Below are 19258 nucleotides of genomic sequence, written 5' to 3' on the forward strand. Positions count from 1 at the left end.
TTTTGCCCTTATGCAGCGATTTTTCCTTTACCTCATCTTATTCATAGCAGCCTTTTTGGTATTCGGCTGGTACTTTTCCAATATCACTTCCTATCTGGTGATATCCTTGATACTGGCAGCTCTAATGAGGCCAATGACCAATAGACTGCATGACATCCATCTTTTGGGCCAACATATTGCTCGATGGATGGCCATCCTTTTTTCATTTGCGGCCATTTTTCTATTGATGTTTTTGCTCAGCCTTTTATTTTTCCCTTTGATCAATGACCAGATTGGCATTTTGGTCAATCTGGATTTGGAGACGATCTATTCAAAAATTCAAGATCCTTTGGATAAAATTGAAAGATTTCTTCAAAGAAATAAGCTAATGGAAAACCAACCTGGCTACCTGCTAAATGAAATTAAAGTTGGAGTAATTGAAGCTGTAAAAAACATTGACCTAGGAGGATTCATCAGAGATTTTATTGGGTTGACTAGCGGAATATTTATAGGAATTATGGCAGTATTTTTCATTACTTTTTTCCTTTTGCTGGAAAACGGACTTCTCAGACGAAACTTGCTAAATCTAATTCCCAATTCTTACTTTGAGATCTCAGTGGCTACCTTTACCAAGGTCGAAAAACTCTTGTCTAATTATTTAACCGGACTTTTCATTCAGCTTTTATCGATCTTTTTTATAGCAAGTCTTGGACTATCCATTGTTGGAGTGGAGTACGCGCTTACTATTGCTCTTTTTGCAGCTGTAGCCAACCTGATTCCATACGCTGGCCCCCTACTCGGAACAGCATTTGGAATCATAGTTGGGCTTTCTACCGGCTTTTTCCCTACTGAACAGGACTACACCTACTTTTTCATCAAGATCATTTCGGTATTTGCTATAGTGCAAATCACTGATAATGTGCTTCTTCAACCCATGATCTTCTCCAAATCAGTAAAAGCTCATCCCCTTGAAATTTTTGTTGTTATCTTTGCCGGGGCAAAAATCGCCGGCATCCTTGGGATGATCTTTGCCATACCGGTTTATACCATTTTCAGAGTATCTGTGATGGAACTGTACTCCGGATACAAATCGTACCGAATTTTCAAAATCAAAGCATAAAATTAATGGCTTTACAATGTGGCATCGTAGGACTTCCAAATGTGGGCAAGTCCACCTTGTTTAATGCGCTTTCCAGTGCAAAAGCAGAAGCAGCAAACTTCCCTTTTTGTACCATAGAACCCAATGTGGGAGTAGTAACCGTTCCCGACCGAAGACTTCAGATTCTTGAGGGATTGGTAAACCCTCAACGGGTGGTTCCGACCATCATCGAATTTGTAGACATCGCCGGTCTGGTGAAGGGAGCTTCCAAGGGAGAAGGCCTTGGGAATAAGTTTTTGGCCAACATTCGGGAAGTAGATGCCATCATTCACGTAATCCGATGCTTTGAAGATGACAACATCGTTCATGTGGCCGGGAGTGTTGACCCTATTTTTGACAAGGAGGTCATTGATACAGAACTCCAGTTAAAAGATCTTGAATCAGTGGAGAAAAAAATCCAACGGATAGAAAAGATTGCCAAATCTGGGGATGCAAAAGCAAAGAAGGAGTTGGAGACGCTAAACCAATTCAAATCCGGCCTTCAGTCTGGGCTCAATGCGAGAGCCATTGAGGTAGAAAAAGAAGATTTGGAAGCGGTCAGAGATCTTCAACTTTTGACGATCAAGCCTGTGTTGTATGTAGCCAATGTGGACGAGGGAAGTATTCTCACCGGAAATAAATACGTGGATGCTCTTCGGGACAAGGTGAGAGAAGAGCATGCGGATGTAATTGTCCTCTGTGCTGCCATAGAATCTCAAATCGCGGAATTTGAAGACGCTGAAGAAAAAGCAATGTTTCTTTCCGAATATGGCTTGGAAGAAAGTGGACTTAATCGACTTATTTCAGGAGCATATGCCTTGCTGAATCTCATCACTTATTTCACTGCTGGAGTTCAAGAAGTAAGAGCTTGGACTATTCGCAAAGGCTGGAAAGCTCCACAGGCGGCTGGGGTAATTCACACGGATTTTGAGCGTGGATTTATCAAAGCAGAAGTAATCAAGCTTACGGATTATCAGCAGTACAAGACAGAAGCAGGATGTCGGGAGAACGGCAAAATATCAATTGAAGGCAAAGAATATGTCGTCCAAGACGGTGATATCATGCATTTTCGATTCAATGTTTGACTTTTTTTCAAATTTATTTGTACTTTTGGCATTGCTTATCCACCCAAAAAAATAAGTATTTTAATAACAATTGTCTCATTTTATTTTTAATACCCCGTGAGAGTTAGACTAATATTTTCACTAAAAAACAAGGGATCCTACCTTCCCTTTCATCACCAGTATATCCTGGCACAGTTCCTAAAGGGATTGATTGTAAAAGGTGGGCGCGAAGAGTTCTTCAATTACAATTACTTTAACTTTTCTGGCTTGAAAGGTCAGACAAAAGTAAGTAGAAGTGGCCTTCATTATTATTCAAGTTTGGTAACCTTAGTTCTCTCTTCACAAAGTGAAGAATTCATGGATTACCTTCTTGAGCAAGTGTTTGCTACTTCAAAGATTGAGTTGGGAAATCTGATTCTTTCTCCTGAATACACAGAGATAGAAACAGAACCAGAATTGGAAACCTCCAATAAGTTCGTCTGCATTTCTCCTCTTGTATTGATCACCCCTGCATTCAATGAGGAAGCTGGAAAGAGATTCATCAATCCTGACAGCGATGAATTTTCCGATCTTCTGTATGAGTCTACCTTGACAAGAATGGAAAGATCAGGATGGTACACTCCTGAACAAATGGAGTCTTTCTACAAATTCCAGGTAGTTCCTGACATGGTCTATGTAAACAAGCTGAAAGAACAGCAGAAGAAATTTGCTAGAATCTATGCAGTGTATGACATGGATGTGAAGTATGAGGTAAGAGGATATACCCTTCCTTTCACCCTTTACGCTGCTCCTGAAGTGCAAGATTTCGTTTTCAAATGCGGTCTAGGGGCATTTACCCACAAAGGATTTGGGATGCTGGATTTGGCCAACCATCCTTCAGGAAATCGCACTACTCCGTACAAATTCAAAAGAGAAGGTTTTGTTCCTTACAAACCAACAGAGAGAGTAAGGCAAAATGTAGCTCCAACGGATACAGAGGATGAATCCTCAGACGAAAATCAAGATTCTTAAACATCAAAATCCCCTTCTCCAAAGGGGATTTTTTTATAGCCTTCTTCGATTAGGTTGAAGGTAAACATACCCAACCAGCTGATCGTATCGGGAGCCTAAGCCCCTATAGTAGACCAGTACCTCATATTCATTTTCCGTTTCAAAATGACTTCCCTCCATTGGATCAGTATCTAAGCCTTCGGAAGTCATTTGTCCAAACTGATAATCATACCAACCTTGCTTCAAAAGCAAGGAGGTGGAATACACATTATTTTTGGGATCGTACTTCATGGCTGCTTCCGGAGAATTCCCCCATTGGGTGAGGGCTCCCAACATTTTGATCTCCCTTGCAGGATCAGCCTGGAAATAAAAAGTGGTATAGATGTACTCACTCTCCACTTCTGGATTTCCACCAGGTCTATCATTGGTAGCTACTACGTATTGTCCATTCAAATCCAAGTACTGCGAATATACTCCACCTGGACGGGGGGTACTCAACAAAGTCTCCGCAAAAACAATGGTCTCCTCCACTTGAACCGAGGCCACATTGACCCCTGTAGCTCTGATAAATCTCAAATCAACAAATCTAAATTCATTACCAGACCGGAAAGTGCTTGAGCCATCAAAAGGCTCGAACCGCATAGTTTTTGCACTCTGGTTTAAAAAAGTCGGCTTTGAAAGGTATTTCGCATTATCCCAACGCTGATTTTGGCGAATCAAAACCTTAATCTGCGTAGTAGGATCTACCACATCTACTTTTGAATAATTGACTACTGCATTGATCTGCTGCAAAGCTCTTCGGTCCTCAGTCTGTGTGGGTGGTACCACGGCCGCACCCACCGTGAAAAGCTCTTCAAACACCATGAATCTCCGGGTAAGAATCACTTCTTCCTCATTTCTGTTTCTATAGACTTGCAAAATGTAATTTCCGGACTTGGTTACTCTCGGAACCTCAAACCGATAATGAATGTAGGGAATTCTTGTATTGACTGAATATTCATAGTCATCGACATTAAACTGATTGAAATTGGGTGAAAAGTCCGTATCCCGTAATGAAGACTTCTGCCAGTCGGCATTGCAATGAATCAATTTTGCGGTATAAAGCTCTGGGTCATACGCCAAATCATCAAAGAACAAAACCAAAGGCCTCGAATCATTGATGCTCACTACAGGTGCATCCAGCATACTTTCCTGATTTAACCCCAAAGGAAAAAGACGAACAGACTGGATATGCTCAGAATAAACCCTATCCTCAATTACCTGTGAAAGAGAAGCTACGGGAAGAAGACAGATAAAAAGAATGAATATGTTTTTGTTCATCTCTAAAATTAAGATTTCTGGCCATAGACCTTTGGCTTAGCCAAGTTTTTCCTGCAAAGTAGAGACATGTTCTACAAGTTCCTCCCATTTAGAATTGGCTTCAGCCAGGTTTTTTTGGATATTTTCATAGCTCGCCTGGATTTTACGTGCCTTTTCTTCATCTGAATAGATTTCCGGATCGGCCAAGGATTCTTCCGTTTCAGCCTTCAACAGTTCCAAAGACTCGATTTCCTTCTCGATTTTTTCCACCTGCTCCTCCAGTTTTTTCAATTCACGCTTGGCCTGTTGCGTTTCCGGATCTTTCAGATTGGGAGTCGGCGAGTTAGCTTTGGTAGGTTTGGATTTGGTCTCTTGAGCAGGACTTTCTGTCTGCTGACTTCTCCAAAACTCATATTCTTCATACGTACCGGGATATTCCTTGATTTCGTGATTCTCTATATACCAAATTTTATTAGCTACCCCTTTGATAAAATGACGATCGTGGGACACGGTAATGAAAGTCCCCTCATACTGCTGGAGGGCCTGAATCAAAATATTAACTGACTGAAAATCAAGATGGTTAGTAGGCTCATCCAAAAGCAGAAAATTAGCCTCAGAAATCAGGGTTTTGGCTAAAGCCACTCTCGACTTTTCCCCTCCTGAGAGTACCTTGATTTTCTTAAATACCTCATCATTGGTGAAAAGAAAACATCCCAAGACGTTTCTAAGCTCAGTTTCGGTTTTTCCACTTCCAGCTTGGGACATCTCTTGGATAATTTCATTATCTAAGGTAAGGGCCTCCAACTGATGCTGAGCAAAAAAAGATTTGATCACATTGTGCCCCTCGGTACGTGTCCCCTCTATCTTTTCAGACCCGTCTATGATTCGAAGTAAAGTGGATTTTCCTTTTCCATTGGCTCCGATCAGCGCAATCTTATCCCCTCTTTCTATCCGAGCTGTGGTGTTTTTCAGGATTTGAAGGTCTCCATAAGCTTTGGAAACATGGTCCAAAACCACCACATCTCTGCCGGATTTCTGAGAAAATTTAAACTTGAAATTCACAAAAGCTTCATCATCCACCACCTCATGGACTCTATCCATTCTTTCCAGCGCTTTGATTCTGGACTGGACCTGATTGGATTTGGTAGCTTTAGCCCGAAACCTCTCAATAAACCGCTCCGTCTGCTTGATCATCTGCTGTTGATTCTCATAAGCGTTTTGCTGGAGCTCCATTCTGAGCTTTTTTTCTTCCTTATAAAAAGAATAATTGCCCGGATAGGTGGTCAGAGTCTGATTGGCCACTTCTACGGTTGTGCTGATGCAATTGTCCAAAAAGGTCTGATCGTGAGAGACCACTACCACAGCACCTTCATAATTCTTGAGGTAATTCTCCACCCATTGAATGGATGGTAAATCCAAGTGGTTGGTGGGTTCATCAAGCATCAAAAGAGAAGGCTTTTCCAAAAGCAGTTTGGCAAGCATGACCCGCATTCTCCAACCTCCTGAAAACTGACGTAATGGCTTGGAGAGATCGGCTGTCTTGAAACCGATACCTTCCAGTACTTCTTCTGCTTTAGCTTTGATGGTATATCCTTCGTTGCTTTCAAACCTGTCTTGAAGCTGGGCTAGCTTATTGATGATTTCATCCGAATAATCGGTCTCCATCTGCTTAAGGACCCGGTCGATTTCCTCCTGAAGTGCCAAAGTCTCTTTGAAAGCTTCCAAAGCCACATTGAGAATCGAGTCGTCTGACTGATAGGAAAGCAAATCCTGATTCAGAAAGCCAATCGTACAGTCTTTTGCTTTTTGTACCTCACCCGTGGTTGCTTGATAGTCTCCATTGATTATTTTGAGCAAAGTAGACTTACCGGTACCGTTTTGCCCTACAAGGCCTATTTTATCTTTGGGTTTGATATGTAAATTGGCATTTTCATAAAGCGCACGCCCGCCAATGAAATAGGAAAGATTACTAATCGATAACATGCCTCAAAAATAACCAAAGGCCCGTTTATACCGCTTTTCTGGGAAAACAATCTGAAAGGTTTTAGCTTAAATGCTGTAAATAATATCACCGATGAGACTACTTCGAATTTCAATCCTACTCTTTACCCTCACTCTAACTTCGCTTTCCGGAAGTTGCCAGGGAAAGCTTTCTGAGGTCAAAACCGCCAATAGCAGCAACAAAAGGGATATCCGATCAGCAAAAGCTGATGTCAAACTGGATCAAATCCGATTACTTCCCGGATTCAAAATTGAAGTTTGGGCTGCAGATGTCCCCAATGCCCGCTCCATGGCCATGTCCGAGGAGGGAATTGTTTTTGTCGGCAACAGACAAGGAGATAGCGTATTTGCACTGGTGGATGAGAATGCAGACGGAAAAGCGGATTCTAAATTCATTCTTGCAGAAGGACTGAGAATGCCCAATGGGGTAGCTTACAAAGACGGAGATCTCTATGTAGCCGAAGTCAGCAGAATCCTAAGATTCAAAGACATCAAAAACAACCTAAACAATCCAAAATACGAAGTCATTTACGATGGATACCCCACAGAAAGACATCATGGATGGAAGTTCATTGCCTTTGGTCCAGACGGGATGCTTTACGTGCCGGTGGGTGCTCCCTGCAATATCTGCAAATCAGACGATGAAATTTTTGCCAGTATTACCCGATTGGACGTTACCAAACCCGGAAGCAAACCGGAGGTATTTGCACACGGGGTGAGAAATACCGTCGGATTTGATTGGCATCCGGTAACCAAAGAACTTTGGTTTACCGATAATGGGCGAGATATGATGGGAGATGATATTCCCGACTGTGAATTGAACAGGGCCACGCAAAAAGGACAACATTTCGGCTATCCGTATTGGCATGCTGGAAATGTGAAAGATCCTGAATTTGGAGAAAAAGGAAAGGATGCCTCTGCCTACGTGGCACCTGTTGCCAAATTGGGTGCTCATACCGCCCCGCTTGGAATGCGGTTCTATGTGGGAGGTATGTTCCCAACGACATTTAAAAACAACGCAATTATTGCCAAGCACGGAAGCTGGAATCGCAGTAAAAAATCAGGATACGAAGTGGATTGGGTTCAGGTAAATAGCAACGGTCATGTTACGGAAAGAAAAACTTTTGCCTCGGGTTGGCTTGATGAGGCAAGTCAGGAAGTATGGGGACGCCCTGTAGATGTTCAGGAACTACCAGACGGAAGTATTCTGATCTCCGACGACATGGCAAATTGCATTTATAGAATCACTTACACCAAGCCATAAAAAAAAGGGAGAATCTATCTCCCTTTTTTATTTATTTCAGCCATTCCGGTTTCGTAGTAATTACCTCTGCTTGTAGCTGATTTAGTAAGTTGTACAAGCCAAAATAGGTTCTGTTGATATACAATCCGTGGCGAGAACCTCTCGCCTGCCGTGATTTCTTAAACATCTTGTCATTGGAAATACGATCTCCAAGCTGGAAGATTTGCTCAAAGTAGCTATCGTCTGAGAAATCGAATCGATCCACATGGAAAGGCTTACCCAAAAGAGAAATCATTTCCTTAAATACACCTTTGAAATAGGTCTTTTCTTCAGGGGTGTCCTTATCTGAGATAAAATCCAATGAATAGAATATCTTATTCAGTTCCTCTTCTTTGACAGCTAAGTCTTTCTTTATCAAAGAAAAATATCCTTGGTAGAAGTCTTCTGGTATGACTTTTACGCAACCAAAATCAATGATTCCCAGGACTCCATCCTCCTGTACAATGAAGTTACCGGGATGAGGATCAGCATGGACTTGCTTTAGATTATGAACCTGGTGATGATAAAAGTCCCACAAAGCTTGTCCGATTTGATTCTTTAATTCTTGAGAAGGATTGGTTTCCATCCACTCCTTTATATGCTTTCCGGCAATCCAATCCATGGTAATCACGCGCTCCGCACTGAACTCATGATAATATTTGGGAAATCGGAGATTGGGGATATGTGCACAGGCGGCAGAAATCTCCTGAGAACGCTCCACTTCCAAATGATAATCCGTCTCCTCCACTAATCGCTCCTCCACTTCCTCCATGTAGTGATCCAGCTCCTTCTCATTCATATTGAGCAGTCTCAGCGCAAACGGACGAACCAACTTAAGATCTGAACTTACCGAATCTGCCACTCCCGGGTATTGGATTTTTACTGCTAGGGTTTTTCCATTAAGGGTAGCCTGATGTACCTGCCCAATTGAAGCAGCATTTACTGCTGAGCGGGTAAACGTATCAAACATTTGCTCGGGAGTCTTTCCAAAATATCGCTGGAAAGTTTTCACCACCAAAGGATAAGATAAAGGAGGCGCAGAATACTGAGCCATAGTAAACTTATCCTGATAGGCTCTGGGCAACAGATTTTTGTCCATGGACATCATCTGAGCTACTTTGAGAGCAGACCCTTTAAGCTGACTTAGCGAATTGTAGATATCTTCTGCGTTACTTTGATGAAGCACTTCCTTGTCCAAAGATGGATTGACCATTTTCTTGGCGTAGTGCTTGACATAATTTCCACCGACTTTTGCTCCTGTGGAGATAAATTTGGCCGCCCGCTGCACCTTGGAAACCGGGATTGCTTCCTGCTCTTTTACTTTTCCAGCCATGATTTATTTGTTTTGATAGAGAAATTTGGCAAAATCCAAGAAGCTGTCTAGTGCACTCTTGCCCATCAGGTCAAAAGCCAAATTGACGGATTTTTCAATTGCAGCATCAGTCTTCTCGAATCGTGGACTTCGGTCATCCAGCCAGTATCTGAACACGAATAATACTTGAAGCCAAAGGGCTTCGTCATATTTGTCAGAAATAATCGGACGGCTGGCTATCTCCTGAGTTTCCTTTCCTTCCAAGACGATCTCGCCTGCAAAATCCTTAAACTTCTCTTTGAATTCACGGGCATCAGCAGGCAATCCTTTGAATGACTTGGACTTATCTTCGTACAAGCTGAGGAGATACGATCTGTTTTTCTTCAGTTCTTCAATCCAGGTGAAAAGGAAGGAAAGAAACTTCTCTCTGGCGCTGTATTCTTTAAATACTTCCTGACTCTCTACAGCCTGAAGGGTGGAATCATAAATCGAAACCCAAATAGCAGATTTTACAGACTCAAAAGAAGTGAAAAAGGTATAGAACTCTTCCTCTTTCATTTTGAGGTCTTTGGTAAACTTGAAGATGGATTTAGGCTCAGCCCCATGCTCTAAAACATAGGTTTTGAATCCATCCAAAATCAATTGCTTAGTGTCTTTCTTTGAAGTTTTTTTGACAGGTGTCTTTTCCATGAACTTATTGGTATTCTTGTCTATAACATGCAGTCCAGCCAACTGGTTTAGGGAAAAAGAAAAAAAGCCGGAAAAGAATTCCGGCTTCTGATTTACTTGAACTTGGAAAGTCAGGATTTTACTTTCTCTACGACCAAATTGTGATTGGTGTAAATGCAGACATCAGCTGCTATATGAAGACTCTCCCTGACCATTTCTTCCGCGCTTAGCTGAGGTGCAAATTTCTTCAAAGCTCGGGCAGCTGACTGCGCAAACATACTTCCGGAACCTATTGTAGCGATCTCCATATCCGGCTCAATCACATCTCCTGTACCGGAAATAATCAGGATATCGTCTTTGTCGGCCACAATCATCATGGCTTCGAGTCTGCTGAGCATCCGGTCCATTCTCCATTCTTTGGCCAATTCTACCGCGGCCCTTTTCATATTGTTGCCAAAGGAGTTGAGCTTTTCTTCAAATTTTTCCAAAAGGGTAAAAGCATCTGCTGTAGAACCGGCAAATCCGGTAATGATTTTTCCTCCTTGAAGTACACGAATCTTCTTTACTGAACTTTTGGCAACTGTATTTCCCAAAGTAGCCTGACCATCTGCTCCGATGACTACTTCACCGTTGTGCCGAATAGCCACTACTGTTGTTGATTTGATTTTTTCCATGAGGTAAAAGTTTTTGGATATTGGTTATTGAGTGATTGGCTATCAAAAATAAGACAAGGTCGATATTGATTACTCAATCAGAATTTTAAGAATTTACTTACCAATAACCGTTCTAAATGCAAAAAGTCCTGCAAAACCAGGACTTTTTGACAGCTATATTTATTATATCAATATTCTGACTGGATCTTCAAGCAAACTTTTCAGGGTCTGCAGGAATGCAGAACCTACCGCACCATCCACTACTCTATGATCGCAGGAAAGAGTCACTTTCATCACATTTCCAATCTTCATCTGACCGTCTTTGACTATGACGGTTTCTTTGATTCCGCCCACTGCCAAAATACAGGCATCCGGTGGATTGATGATCGCTGTGAATTCTTCGATTCCAAACATACCCAAATTGGAAATAGTGAACGTGTTTCCTTCCCAATCTTTAGGCTGCAATTCCTTGTTCTTTGCTTTTGCTCCCAGCGTCTTCGCCTGATTGGAGATTTGAGAAAGAGAAAGATTGTCAGCAAATCGAATCACAGGCACAAGAAGACCTTCTTCTACTGCTACCGCCATACCGATATGGATATGGTCGTTGTATCGGATTTTATCACCCAACCAGCTTGAATTCACTTTTGGATGCTGTCTCAATGCCGCAGCGGCAGCTTTGATGACCATATCATTAAAGGAAATCTTCACAGGAGAAATCTCGTTCATGCTCTTTCTCGCTTCCATGGCCTTATCCATATTGATTTCCATGGTCAGGTAGAAGTGAGGAGCGCCAAACTTGCTCTCAGCCAATCGCTTCGCAATGGTTTTTCTCATCTGAGAAACTTTCTCCTCTCTGTAGCTTTCTTGGCCGATTGCTGGTACAGAGGATGCTCCAGGTGCTTGGATCGCAGAAGGAGTTGCAGCCGTAGGAACAAAGTTTTCTACATCTTTTTTAACAATTCTTCCGCCTTCTCCGGATCCTGGAACTTGGCGTATATCAAAACCTTTTTCTTCAGCGATTTTTTTAGCCAATGGAGAGGCTTTTACACGTTCTCCCGAAGCGGTATGAACTGGTTGTGATGGAGTTGTAGCCTCCGCTTTGACCTCTTTCTTTGGTTCTTCTTTAGCCTCAGTCTTTGGCTCTTCTGAAGCTTCCTCAGCAGAACCACTCGCTTCATGGGCTTTGAGTAATGTTTGAAAATCTGCACCTTTTTCTCCGATGACTGCAATGACCCCGTCTACTGGGACGCTATTGCCAGCTTCCACCCCAATATATAATAGAACCCCATCTTCATAAGATTCAAGTTCCATGGTCGCTTTGTCGGTCTCTACTTCTGCGATGATTTCACCGGCCTTGACCGCATCACCCACCTTTTTCAACCAAGATGCAATCGTGCCTTCCTGCATGGTATCACTCATTTTAGGCATGGTGATTACGGTAGCATTGATATTGGAGGTATCGATTTTTTCGGCAGCTTTTTCAGATTTCTTAGGAGCCTCAGCTTTGGGTTCTTCTTTTTCCTCCTTTTTGGCAGGAGTCTCAGTAGATCCGTTTAGAAGATGTTGATAATCTTCCCCCTTTTCACCGATAATTGCGATAATCCCGTTGACAGGGACAGAATCTTTTTCTTTTACTCCTATAAATAAAAGTACACCTTCCTCATAGGATTCCAGCTCCATGGTTGCTTTGTCGGTCTCGACCTCAGCAAGGATATCTCCAGGTTTTACAGAATCTCCTACTTTTTTCAACCAAGAAGCGATCACCCCTTCTTCCATGGTGTCACTCATTTTTGGCATTCTGATTATTTCGGCCATAGGTAATTTTCGAGCTTGTTCGTTAATAAAGTGTCCAAAAATAGTTTTTAAAAACGCTTTATTCAAATTTATATCTTCTATTTTGAGCATGGTTTTTGGGTAGAAGGAGCAATGCCTGTCATCAGCAATTCACAGTTCGTGCGCCCTAAGTGGCTCTTCAATGGACACTTGGAGACCATTTATCCCGCATTTTTTAGAAAAGTCATCCCTCAAAAAGCCACGAAGGAAAAAATTAAAACTTCTGATGGAGACTTTCTGGAGCTGGATTGGTATTCACAGGGAAGTGAGCGATTGGTAATTGTCAGCCATGGATTGGAGGGCAACAGTACTCGTCCCTATATGTTGGGAATGGTTCGTGAGTTTACTCAAAAAGGGTTTGACGTACTCGCTTGGAATTACAGAGGATGCGGAACAGAGATGAATCAAAAGCCTATTTTTTACCACAGTGGCGCCACCTATGATCTGGATACAGTAATCGATCACGCAAGTAAAAAATATCAGGAAATCAACTTGATCGGCTTCAGCTTGGGGGGAAATTTGACATTAAAATATTTGGGAGAAAAAAGAACCAGAAGTAAAAAAATCAAAAAAGCAGTTGCGATTTCTGTTCCTGTAGATCTTGCTAAATCCTGTGATAAAATCTCTTCAGGAGAAAATATCATTTATTCCAAGCGGTTTCTATCTACGCTGAAAGAAAAGGTGCTTAGGAAATCCCAGTTGTTTCCCGGAGAGTTGCCAATCCAGAATTTATCCAAAGTGAAGACGCTCAGAGATTTTGACGATTATTTTACCGGCCCTTTGCATGGATTTCAAGACGCGGCAGAATATTATGAAGTCAATTCATCGCTTCAGTTTTTGACCGAAATCGAAGTCCCTACCCTTCTTCTTAATGCTCAAAATGATCCTTTTTTAAGTGAAACCTGCTTTCCCGTCAGAATATGTAGAAAATCCGAAACGGTACATCTTGAAATCCCAAAACATGGGGGGCATGTGGGCTTTACTCCAAGGCATGTGGAAAAAAGCCACTATTCAGAGCAGAGAGCTGTTGAATTTATTGCAAGTGATCTCTAACTTCCCCAAAATAACCAAGACACCCCGATCATGTGTGGAAGATATTCACTTAGCAAAAGCAAAATAGACCTCGAGGAAAGATTTCAAGCGGAAATGCTCTCCGACTTCAAGCCTAGGTATAATATTGCTCCCACTCAGCTAGTACCAGTTATCACTTCGGACAGCCCTAAAGGATTTTCCTTCTTTTACTGGGGAATCACACCTGACTTTGGCCAAAATAAACCCGTGGCCCAAAAACTGATTAATGCAAAAGCTGAAACAGTCCACGAAAAAGTTTCTTTTAAGTCGTCCTTTCAAAGTAGAAGATGTCTTGTTCCCGCCGACGGATTTTTTGAATGGAAAAGACTGGGCAAAAAAACCAAAATCCCCTATCGATTTACCCTTCGGGACGAATCTCTTTTTTCCTTTGCAGGAATCTGGGAGGAATACGAAGGACTCAATGGAGAAATTCAACATACTTTCTTGATTTTGACTACCACACCAAATTCGGTAGTAGAAGAAGTGCATGACCGGATGCCTGTGATTTTGTCTAGAGAGAATGAGAAAAAGTGGCTGGATAAATACAGCAATGAAACTGAGCTTTTGGCTTTACTGAAGCCAGCATCACCCGACCTGATGCAAAGCTACACCGTATCCCCATTAGTGAATTCAGTTCAAAATGATTCTCCTGGAATTATCCGAAGAACTTCTCCCATGGATCAACATGGGAATTATACGCTGTTTGGGTAAGTTCAATCCAATTTCATGTGGCTTTCATTTTTGCCGGAATGGCATCTAGTTCCGATATTGCCGGTCCTTTTTAATGTATTGGAAAAAATAAACCCAAATACCCATGAAAAAATCCAGAATCCTCGGAGCCGGACATTATGTGCCTGAGCGAATTGTGACCAATGAGGAACTTTCCCAAATGATGAATACCAGCAATGATTGGATTGTGGAAAGGACCGGGATTCAGGAACGTCGCTGGTTTACTCCTGGAGTAGACACCGTCACCAATATGTCTGCCAAAGCTGCAAAAATGGCTATGGACCGGGCTAAAGTGGACCCAAAAGAAATTGATTTTCTGGTATTTGCAACCATTACCTCAGACTACTTTCTTCCAGGCAATGGAGTCTTGCTTCAGCGAGAACTGGGCTTGAAAACCATCGGAGCATTGGATGTAAGAAATGCCTGCTCGGGCTTTATTTATGCCCTTTCCGTTGCAGACCAGTTTATCAAGACAGGGATGTATAAAAAGGTCCTGGTAGTTGGGGCAGAAATACAATCCTCTGCTTTGGACAAAAGTGATGAAGGCAGGTCCAGCGCGGTCATATTTGCAGATGGTGCAGGTGCCGTAGTATTGGGTGCTGTAGAAGAGGACCAGCCGGGAATCCTGAGTACGCACCTTCATTCGGACGGGAGTTTTGCAGAAGAACTCTATTGTATTGCACCAAGCTCCAGCGGAAAAGTAAGGATCTCACAGGAAATGATAGACCGGGGAGATTTTTTCCTGAAAATGAACGGTAATGCTGTATTCAAACACGCAGTGGTCCGTTTTGCAGAGGTAATTGAAGAAGCCTTGAACCACAATCAAATCAGTAAAGAAGAGATTGACCTACTCGTACCTCACCAAGCAAACCTCCGTATCAGCCAATACATCCAAAAGAAGCTTGAGCTTCCTGATGAGAAGGTTTTCAACAATATCATGTATTTGGGAAATACCACTGCAGGCACCATTCCTATTGCCCTTTCTCAGGCTTGGGAACAAGGTAGACTGAAAGAGAATGATTTGGTGTGTCTGGCTGCATTTGGGTCTGGCTTTGCCTGGGCCTCAGCACTTTTGAGATGGTAAAAGAAAACAACGAAATGCCCCAGCTTGATCTTGACCTTTGGTTGAATCAAGATCTTATCAAAAGACAAAACAGGCTTAAATCTGAGTTTTTATTTTTTCTGGAATCAATCGGGAATCACTTCGAAAATGAGTATTTAAAATCTGCACATCCTCTCTCCAAAGGAAAAAAAATATCCAAAGGAAATGATCTACTGGGTTTTCCCTATCAGGTCTTGGATCTGATAAGGGACTTTTCACCTGAATCAGGAGTAAATATTCGATGTCTGAATTGGTTTGGTCACGGATTTTTTCTTTTTCTGATCATTGGAAACAATTCCCCCCAAATAGATGAAAGCCTGATTGAAACAGGGTTTTCATTTTCCCTTTCCGAATCTCCTTGGGACTATCCAGAAATGATTCTGGAAAAAAAGAATACCAGAAAATTGGCAGAAATTCATTCCTCAGGATACAGTTCGAAAGTTTGGTTTAAGTCAATTCCTATAGAGAGGGACTTTCTGGTCAATTTGAATAATGTTAAATTGGAAATAAAAAAACTGGTAGAAATTCTGCTTTCTCTTCAAAAAACACAAAAGGAATAACTTAATTTCAAACAGGAATGAGTTTCCTCCGTTGAACGTGAAAGAGAAATAAGATTACGTTTTCCTTTAGTCCAACTACCCTTACAGAACCCTAGATAAATGAGACATTTCCTTTTGGTAGTTCTAATCCTGATCAGTTTTTCATCCTTTGCTCAAGAACCCCAGCTTGTGAGACAATACAACAGCGACTCTACTCTTATGGGTACAGGGGTAATTGACGGTAACCTCAGATCGGGTCTTTGGAAATTTTATAATCCCAAAACCAACACATTGCTTGTAGAAGGGACATTCAAGTCAGGACAGAGAGATGGCAGTTGGACTTCCTACTATCCCAATGGAAAAAGAAAGGAAAGCCTTGTCTACAGAGACGGAAAACCCTTTGGTCCGGGGAAATATTACGATGAAGAAGGTGCGCTCAAAAAAGAAGTTATTTTTCAGGATAGTGTTTTGGTAGGCAAATACACTGAATACTGGGGAAAAGCAAACATGCCGGATTACGTAAATCCCAAGCAAGTCCGAGTAGAAGGCCAATATGAAAATGGATTGAAAACAGGCCAATGGGTCACCTACTATGAATTTGGAGAATTGGCAATCAGCGAATTTTATGTCAATGGTTTTAAAGAAGGCCCATATCTGGAATATGACCCGGATGGAAATCTGATCACCGAAGCATTCAATGTCAAAGGAGAGTTTGATGGAGCTTTCAAGACTTATTCTTTGCCAAGGGTAATTCTGGAAGCTGGCACCTACAAAACCGGGAAGAAGATAGGAGAATGGAAGCGGTATTTTCCTGGAACAAAAACTTTGGAGGCTTTGGAGATTTATGATGAAAACGGAAACAGGAACGGTACTTGGACTTATTATTACCCAAGCGGAAGAATCGCCCGCATCGAAATCTACGAAAACAACATTGCCGTCGGGACTTGGGAGGAATATTTTGAAAATAAAAATCTGGCAAAAAGACAGACCTTTGAATTGGGAGTCCCTGTAGGAAAATACATCGAAAACCATGAATCCGGAGACGTTTCCGTTCAGGGTCAATACGAAAACGGAGCTAAAAACGGACTTTGGAAAAGCTATTTCCCTGACGGTGGACTATATTCTGTAGGAGAGTATAAAAATGATCTGAAAACCGGACTTTGGAAATATTTCAACAAAATCGGAATCCTAATAGCCGAGGGTGAATACATGCTCGGAATGGAAAACGGACAATGGTTTTACTATTACGATGGAGGGCAACTCAAATCCGTAGGAGCTTATAAGTTAGGATTTGAAGATGGAACTTGGGGACTCTTCTATGACAACAAAACCCTGACCCAAGAAGAGTTTTGGGAAAATGGAAGACTGATGAATGTAGGCCCTTACTTTTCCTACACTGGAGATAAAGAATATGATAAAGGAACTCTTTCTAACGGTAACGGAACAAGAATCACCTATTACGTATCAGGTCAAAAAGAGTCCCAAGGAACATACAAGTCTGGTAAGGCTGACGGCATTTGGATTTTTTATCATGAAAACGGAAGAAAAGCTTCAGAGGGGGCAATGCTAGATGGAAAAAAGGAGGGTCCTTGGAGGTACTACAATACTTCCGGCAGGCTGGAAGACCTGATTAATTTTAAACAGGATGAGATTGTAGTAAACAGTTCTGCCCCTCTGATTAGAAACTAAACAAAACTGCATCCTTGGGGTTAGAAAAAGAAAAAACCATGTTTGGACTGTTCAAAAAGAAAACCGAAAAAGAAAAACTGCAGGAAGCCTACAAAAAGCTTTTGAGTGATGCCCACAAACTGTCCCACTCCAACAGAACCGCCGCTGATAAAATGATGGCTGAAGCGGAGGAGATCGCAAAGAAAATTGAAAAACTATGAAAAATGTATTTCAGATATTGAAAACATATTTTTAAAGCTAAAAATTTGGATTTCAAAAAAATAGATGTAAATTTAAATACTGTTTAACCTCGTCCGCTAGACGAAATAGACGTAAAAGTTTATTTAAGGGTGATTGAGCTACGGACTCTATAACAATTTTTGAAAACCCGGGAATATGGATGACATCTCCCGGGTTTTTTTATGCTTTTAAATCAAACGTATCAAGGCCCAATAAGGCAGTCTCGTTGAATCAGGTAGTTGAAAAATATTCTTTTTCACAAATTATTCTCTTTACACCAACCTCAAAAATCATTTCTTCGACTAATCAAGCTTACATGATTTAATTAATTTGAATATTTCTATACAAAAAAGGTTTATTCTTTGATTTTTTAAAAAAAGTACTTTCAGGAAACATAAAATTTCGCTTATTTGAGTCAATTCTTTGACCTTATGAACCTAATCAATCCTAAAGAAACCATCTCCAAGATGGAAGGTGTGGTAGAAATCAAAAGCTACCTCAACAAAATCAAGATAATCAAGAATCTCTATACCAAGGGAGCGAATACAGCAAGCGAAATCTGCAATGAAGTTGGCATTTCTCTTCCTACTGTAAATGCCCTGCTCAACGACTTGATGAATTCCGGAGAGGTAATCAAGCAAGGTCGAGCTGAGTCCCAAGGAGGAAGAAAACCCGATCTCTATCGTTTGGCAGCTGATGCCTTTTATGTCTTGTCGGTAGACCTTTCTAAGTTTAATGTTTGCCTTGCTCTATATTCTTGCCAGCACGAACTAGCCCACGAAAAAGAATCTTTCAAAATCACCCTGAACAACGAAAAAGAGACCTTCGATGATTTGAGTGATAAAATCGAACATTACCTTTCCAAATCAGGAATTGATTCTCAAAAAATCATTGCAATTGGGGTCTCTATGCCGGGCTTGGTGGATTCAGTAGCTGGAATCAATTATACCTATCTCCGTTTTGGAAAAAAGACATTATTGGAAAACTTGGAATCAAGATTTCAGAAAAAAGTCTTTTTGGAAAATGACGCCCGTGCCATGACTTTGGCAGAGTTTAAATTCGGAGCAGAAAGTTCTCACAAAAATGTACTAGGCCTGTTCATTGGCTGGGGAATTGGATTGGGAATCATTATAGACGGTAAGATTTATCAAGGCTCCTCCGGCTTTGCAGGAGAATTTTCCCATTCTCCCATCTTCGAATCCCGGGATGTGATCTGTACTTGCGGGAAAAGAGGTTGCTTGGAGGCAGTGGCATCCGGTACTGCAATCGTGAGAATGGCAGAAGAAGCCCTTAAACTCGACAAAGACAGCATTTTGGCAAGAATTGTCAGAGACCATAGCGGAGAAATGGAGCCTGTATTAGTAGTAGAGGCTGCTTTGGCTGGGGATCAAAGGGCTATTACCATCCTTTCCGAAGCGGGTTTGGATCTGGGACGGGGAATATCCATCCTTATCCAACTACTCAATCCCGAACTGATCATTATCGGAGGCTCAGTTGCCGAAGCTGACCAATACTTGATTACCCCGATCCAACAGGCCCTCAATGTCTACAGCATGGCCAAATCCCGGGAAAAAACCCAACTTTCCCTTTATAAATTAGGAAAAGATGTAGGGCTTCTCGGAGGCGTTGCCGTGGTAAATGAGAAGCTGTTTGAAGATATTTTGAATTAAAAAAATGCTCTTCAATAGA

Annotated in this window: 16 protein-coding genes; 10 read left to right on the forward strand and 6 right to left on the reverse strand. The window is 41.7% G+C overall.

The features are described from left to right. Positions 1 to 10: 10 nt before the first annotated feature. The 3 genes from AAA942_RS04685 to cas6 all read left to right on the forward strand — a co-directional run bounded on the left by AAA942_RS04685 (position 11) and on the right by cas6 (position 3192). The gene (locus AAA942_RS04685; protein WP_338219075.1) at positions 11 to 1099 is read left to right on the forward strand and encodes an AI-2E family transporter; all 1089 of its coding nucleotides are present in this window, start codon (positions 11 to 13) and stop codon (positions 1097 to 1099) included. Between the two features lie 5 nt (positions 1100 to 1104). After that, on the forward strand, positions 1105 to 2202 hold the full coding sequence (gene ychF / locus AAA942_RS04690; protein WP_338219076.1) for a redox-regulated ATPase YchF: 1098 nt from the start codon (positions 1105 to 1107) through the stop codon (positions 2200 to 2202). A gap of 96 nt (positions 2203 to 2298) precedes the next feature. Continuing rightward, on the forward strand, positions 2299 to 3192 hold the full coding sequence (cas6, locus tag AAA942_RS04695; RefSeq protein ID WP_338219077.1) for a CRISPR-associated endoribonuclease Cas6: 894 nt from the start codon (positions 2299 to 2301) through the stop codon (positions 3190 to 3192). Between the two features lie 33 nt (positions 3193 to 3225). On the opposite strand, the gene AAA942_RS04700 is transcribed toward cas6, so the two are convergent. Continuing rightward, on the reverse strand, positions 3226 to 4491 hold the full coding sequence (locus AAA942_RS04700; protein ID WP_338219078.1) for a type IX secretion system plug protein: 1266 nt from the start codon (positions 4489 to 4491) through the stop codon (positions 3226 to 3228). Positions 4492 to 4527: 36 nt separating this feature from the next. Continuing rightward, positions 4528 to 6453 (reverse strand): ribosomal protection-like ABC-F family protein, encoded by a 1926-nt coding sequence (abc-f, locus tag AAA942_RS04705; RefSeq protein WP_338219079.1) that lies wholly within the window; start codon positions 6451 to 6453, stop codon positions 4528 to 4530. 91 nt (positions 6454 to 6544) lie between these two features. Between abc-f and AAA942_RS04710 the strand changes: the two genes are divergently transcribed. Then, on the forward strand, positions 6545 to 7735 hold the full coding sequence (locus AAA942_RS04710) for a PQQ-dependent sugar dehydrogenase (RefSeq protein WP_338219080.1): 1191 nt from the start codon (positions 6545 to 6547) through the stop codon (positions 7733 to 7735). A gap of 31 nt (positions 7736 to 7766) precedes the next feature. Here AAA942_RS04710 and AAA942_RS04715 read toward each other — a convergent pair whose 3' ends face one another. From AAA942_RS04715 to AAA942_RS04730, 4 genes are all read right to left on the reverse strand, one after another. Continuing rightward, positions 7767 to 9086, reverse strand: a complete 1320-nt coding sequence (locus AAA942_RS04715; RefSeq protein ID WP_338219081.1) for an ABC1 kinase family protein — start codon at positions 9084 to 9086, stop codon at positions 7767 to 7769. Positions 9087 to 9089: 3 nt separating this feature from the next. After that, entirely contained in the window at positions 9090 to 9755 is a 666-nt protein-coding gene (locus AAA942_RS04720; RefSeq protein WP_338219082.1) for a TetR family transcriptional regulator C-terminal domain-containing protein, read from the reverse strand. A gap of 110 nt (positions 9756 to 9865) precedes the next feature. Then, entirely contained in the window at positions 9866 to 10408 is a 543-nt protein-coding gene (gene hslV / locus AAA942_RS04725) for an ATP-dependent protease subunit HslV (RefSeq protein ID WP_338219083.1), read from the reverse strand. A 162-nt stretch (positions 10409 to 10570) separates the two neighbouring features. After that, on the reverse strand, positions 10571 to 12202 hold the full coding sequence (locus AAA942_RS04730) for a pyruvate dehydrogenase complex dihydrolipoamide acetyltransferase (protein WP_338219084.1): 1632 nt from the start codon (positions 12200 to 12202) through the stop codon (positions 10571 to 10573). Positions 12203 to 12313: 111 nt separating this feature from the next. Between AAA942_RS04730 and AAA942_RS04735 the strand changes: the two genes are divergently transcribed. The 6 genes from AAA942_RS04735 (at position 12314) to AAA942_RS04760 (ending at position 19239) form a co-directional block, all read left to right on the forward strand. After that, positions 12314 to 13273 (forward strand): YheT family hydrolase, encoded by a 960-nt coding sequence (locus tag AAA942_RS04735; protein WP_338219085.1) that lies wholly within the window; start codon positions 12314 to 12316, stop codon positions 13271 to 13273. A gap of 30 nt (positions 13274 to 13303) precedes the next feature. Continuing rightward, on the forward strand, positions 13304 to 14002 hold the full coding sequence (locus AAA942_RS04740) for an SOS response-associated peptidase (RefSeq protein ID WP_338219086.1): 699 nt from the start codon (positions 13304 to 13306) through the stop codon (positions 14000 to 14002). Positions 14003 to 14105: 103 nt separating this feature from the next. Then, a complete protein-coding gene (locus AAA942_RS04745) occupies positions 14106 to 15104 on the forward strand; it encodes a 3-oxoacyl-ACP synthase III family protein (RefSeq protein WP_338219087.1) in 999 nt (332 codons plus the stop codon). A gap of 677 nt (positions 15105 to 15781) precedes the next feature. Then, positions 15782 to 17350 (forward strand): toxin-antitoxin system YwqK family antitoxin, encoded by a 1569-nt coding sequence (locus tag AAA942_RS04750; protein ID WP_338219088.1) that lies wholly within the window; start codon positions 15782 to 15784, stop codon positions 17348 to 17350. Positions 17351 to 17388: 38 nt separating this feature from the next. Next, positions 17389 to 17550 carry a Lacal_2735 family protein gene (locus tag AAA942_RS04755; RefSeq protein ID WP_338219089.1) on the forward strand — a complete coding sequence of 54 codons (162 nt, stop codon included), beginning with the start codon at positions 17389 to 17391 and terminating at the stop codon, positions 17548 to 17550. A 450-nt stretch (positions 17551 to 18000) separates the two neighbouring features. Continuing rightward, on the forward strand, positions 18001 to 19239 hold the full coding sequence (locus AAA942_RS04760; RefSeq protein ID WP_338219090.1) for an ROK family transcriptional regulator: 1239 nt from the start codon (positions 18001 to 18003) through the stop codon (positions 19237 to 19239). The last annotated feature ends 19 nt before the right edge of the window (positions 19240 to 19258 follow it).

The organism is Algoriphagus sp. oki45 (assembly GCF_036245605.1).
Classification (GTDB): domain Bacteria; phylum Bacteroidota; class Bacteroidia; order Cytophagales; family Cyclobacteriaceae; genus Algoriphagus.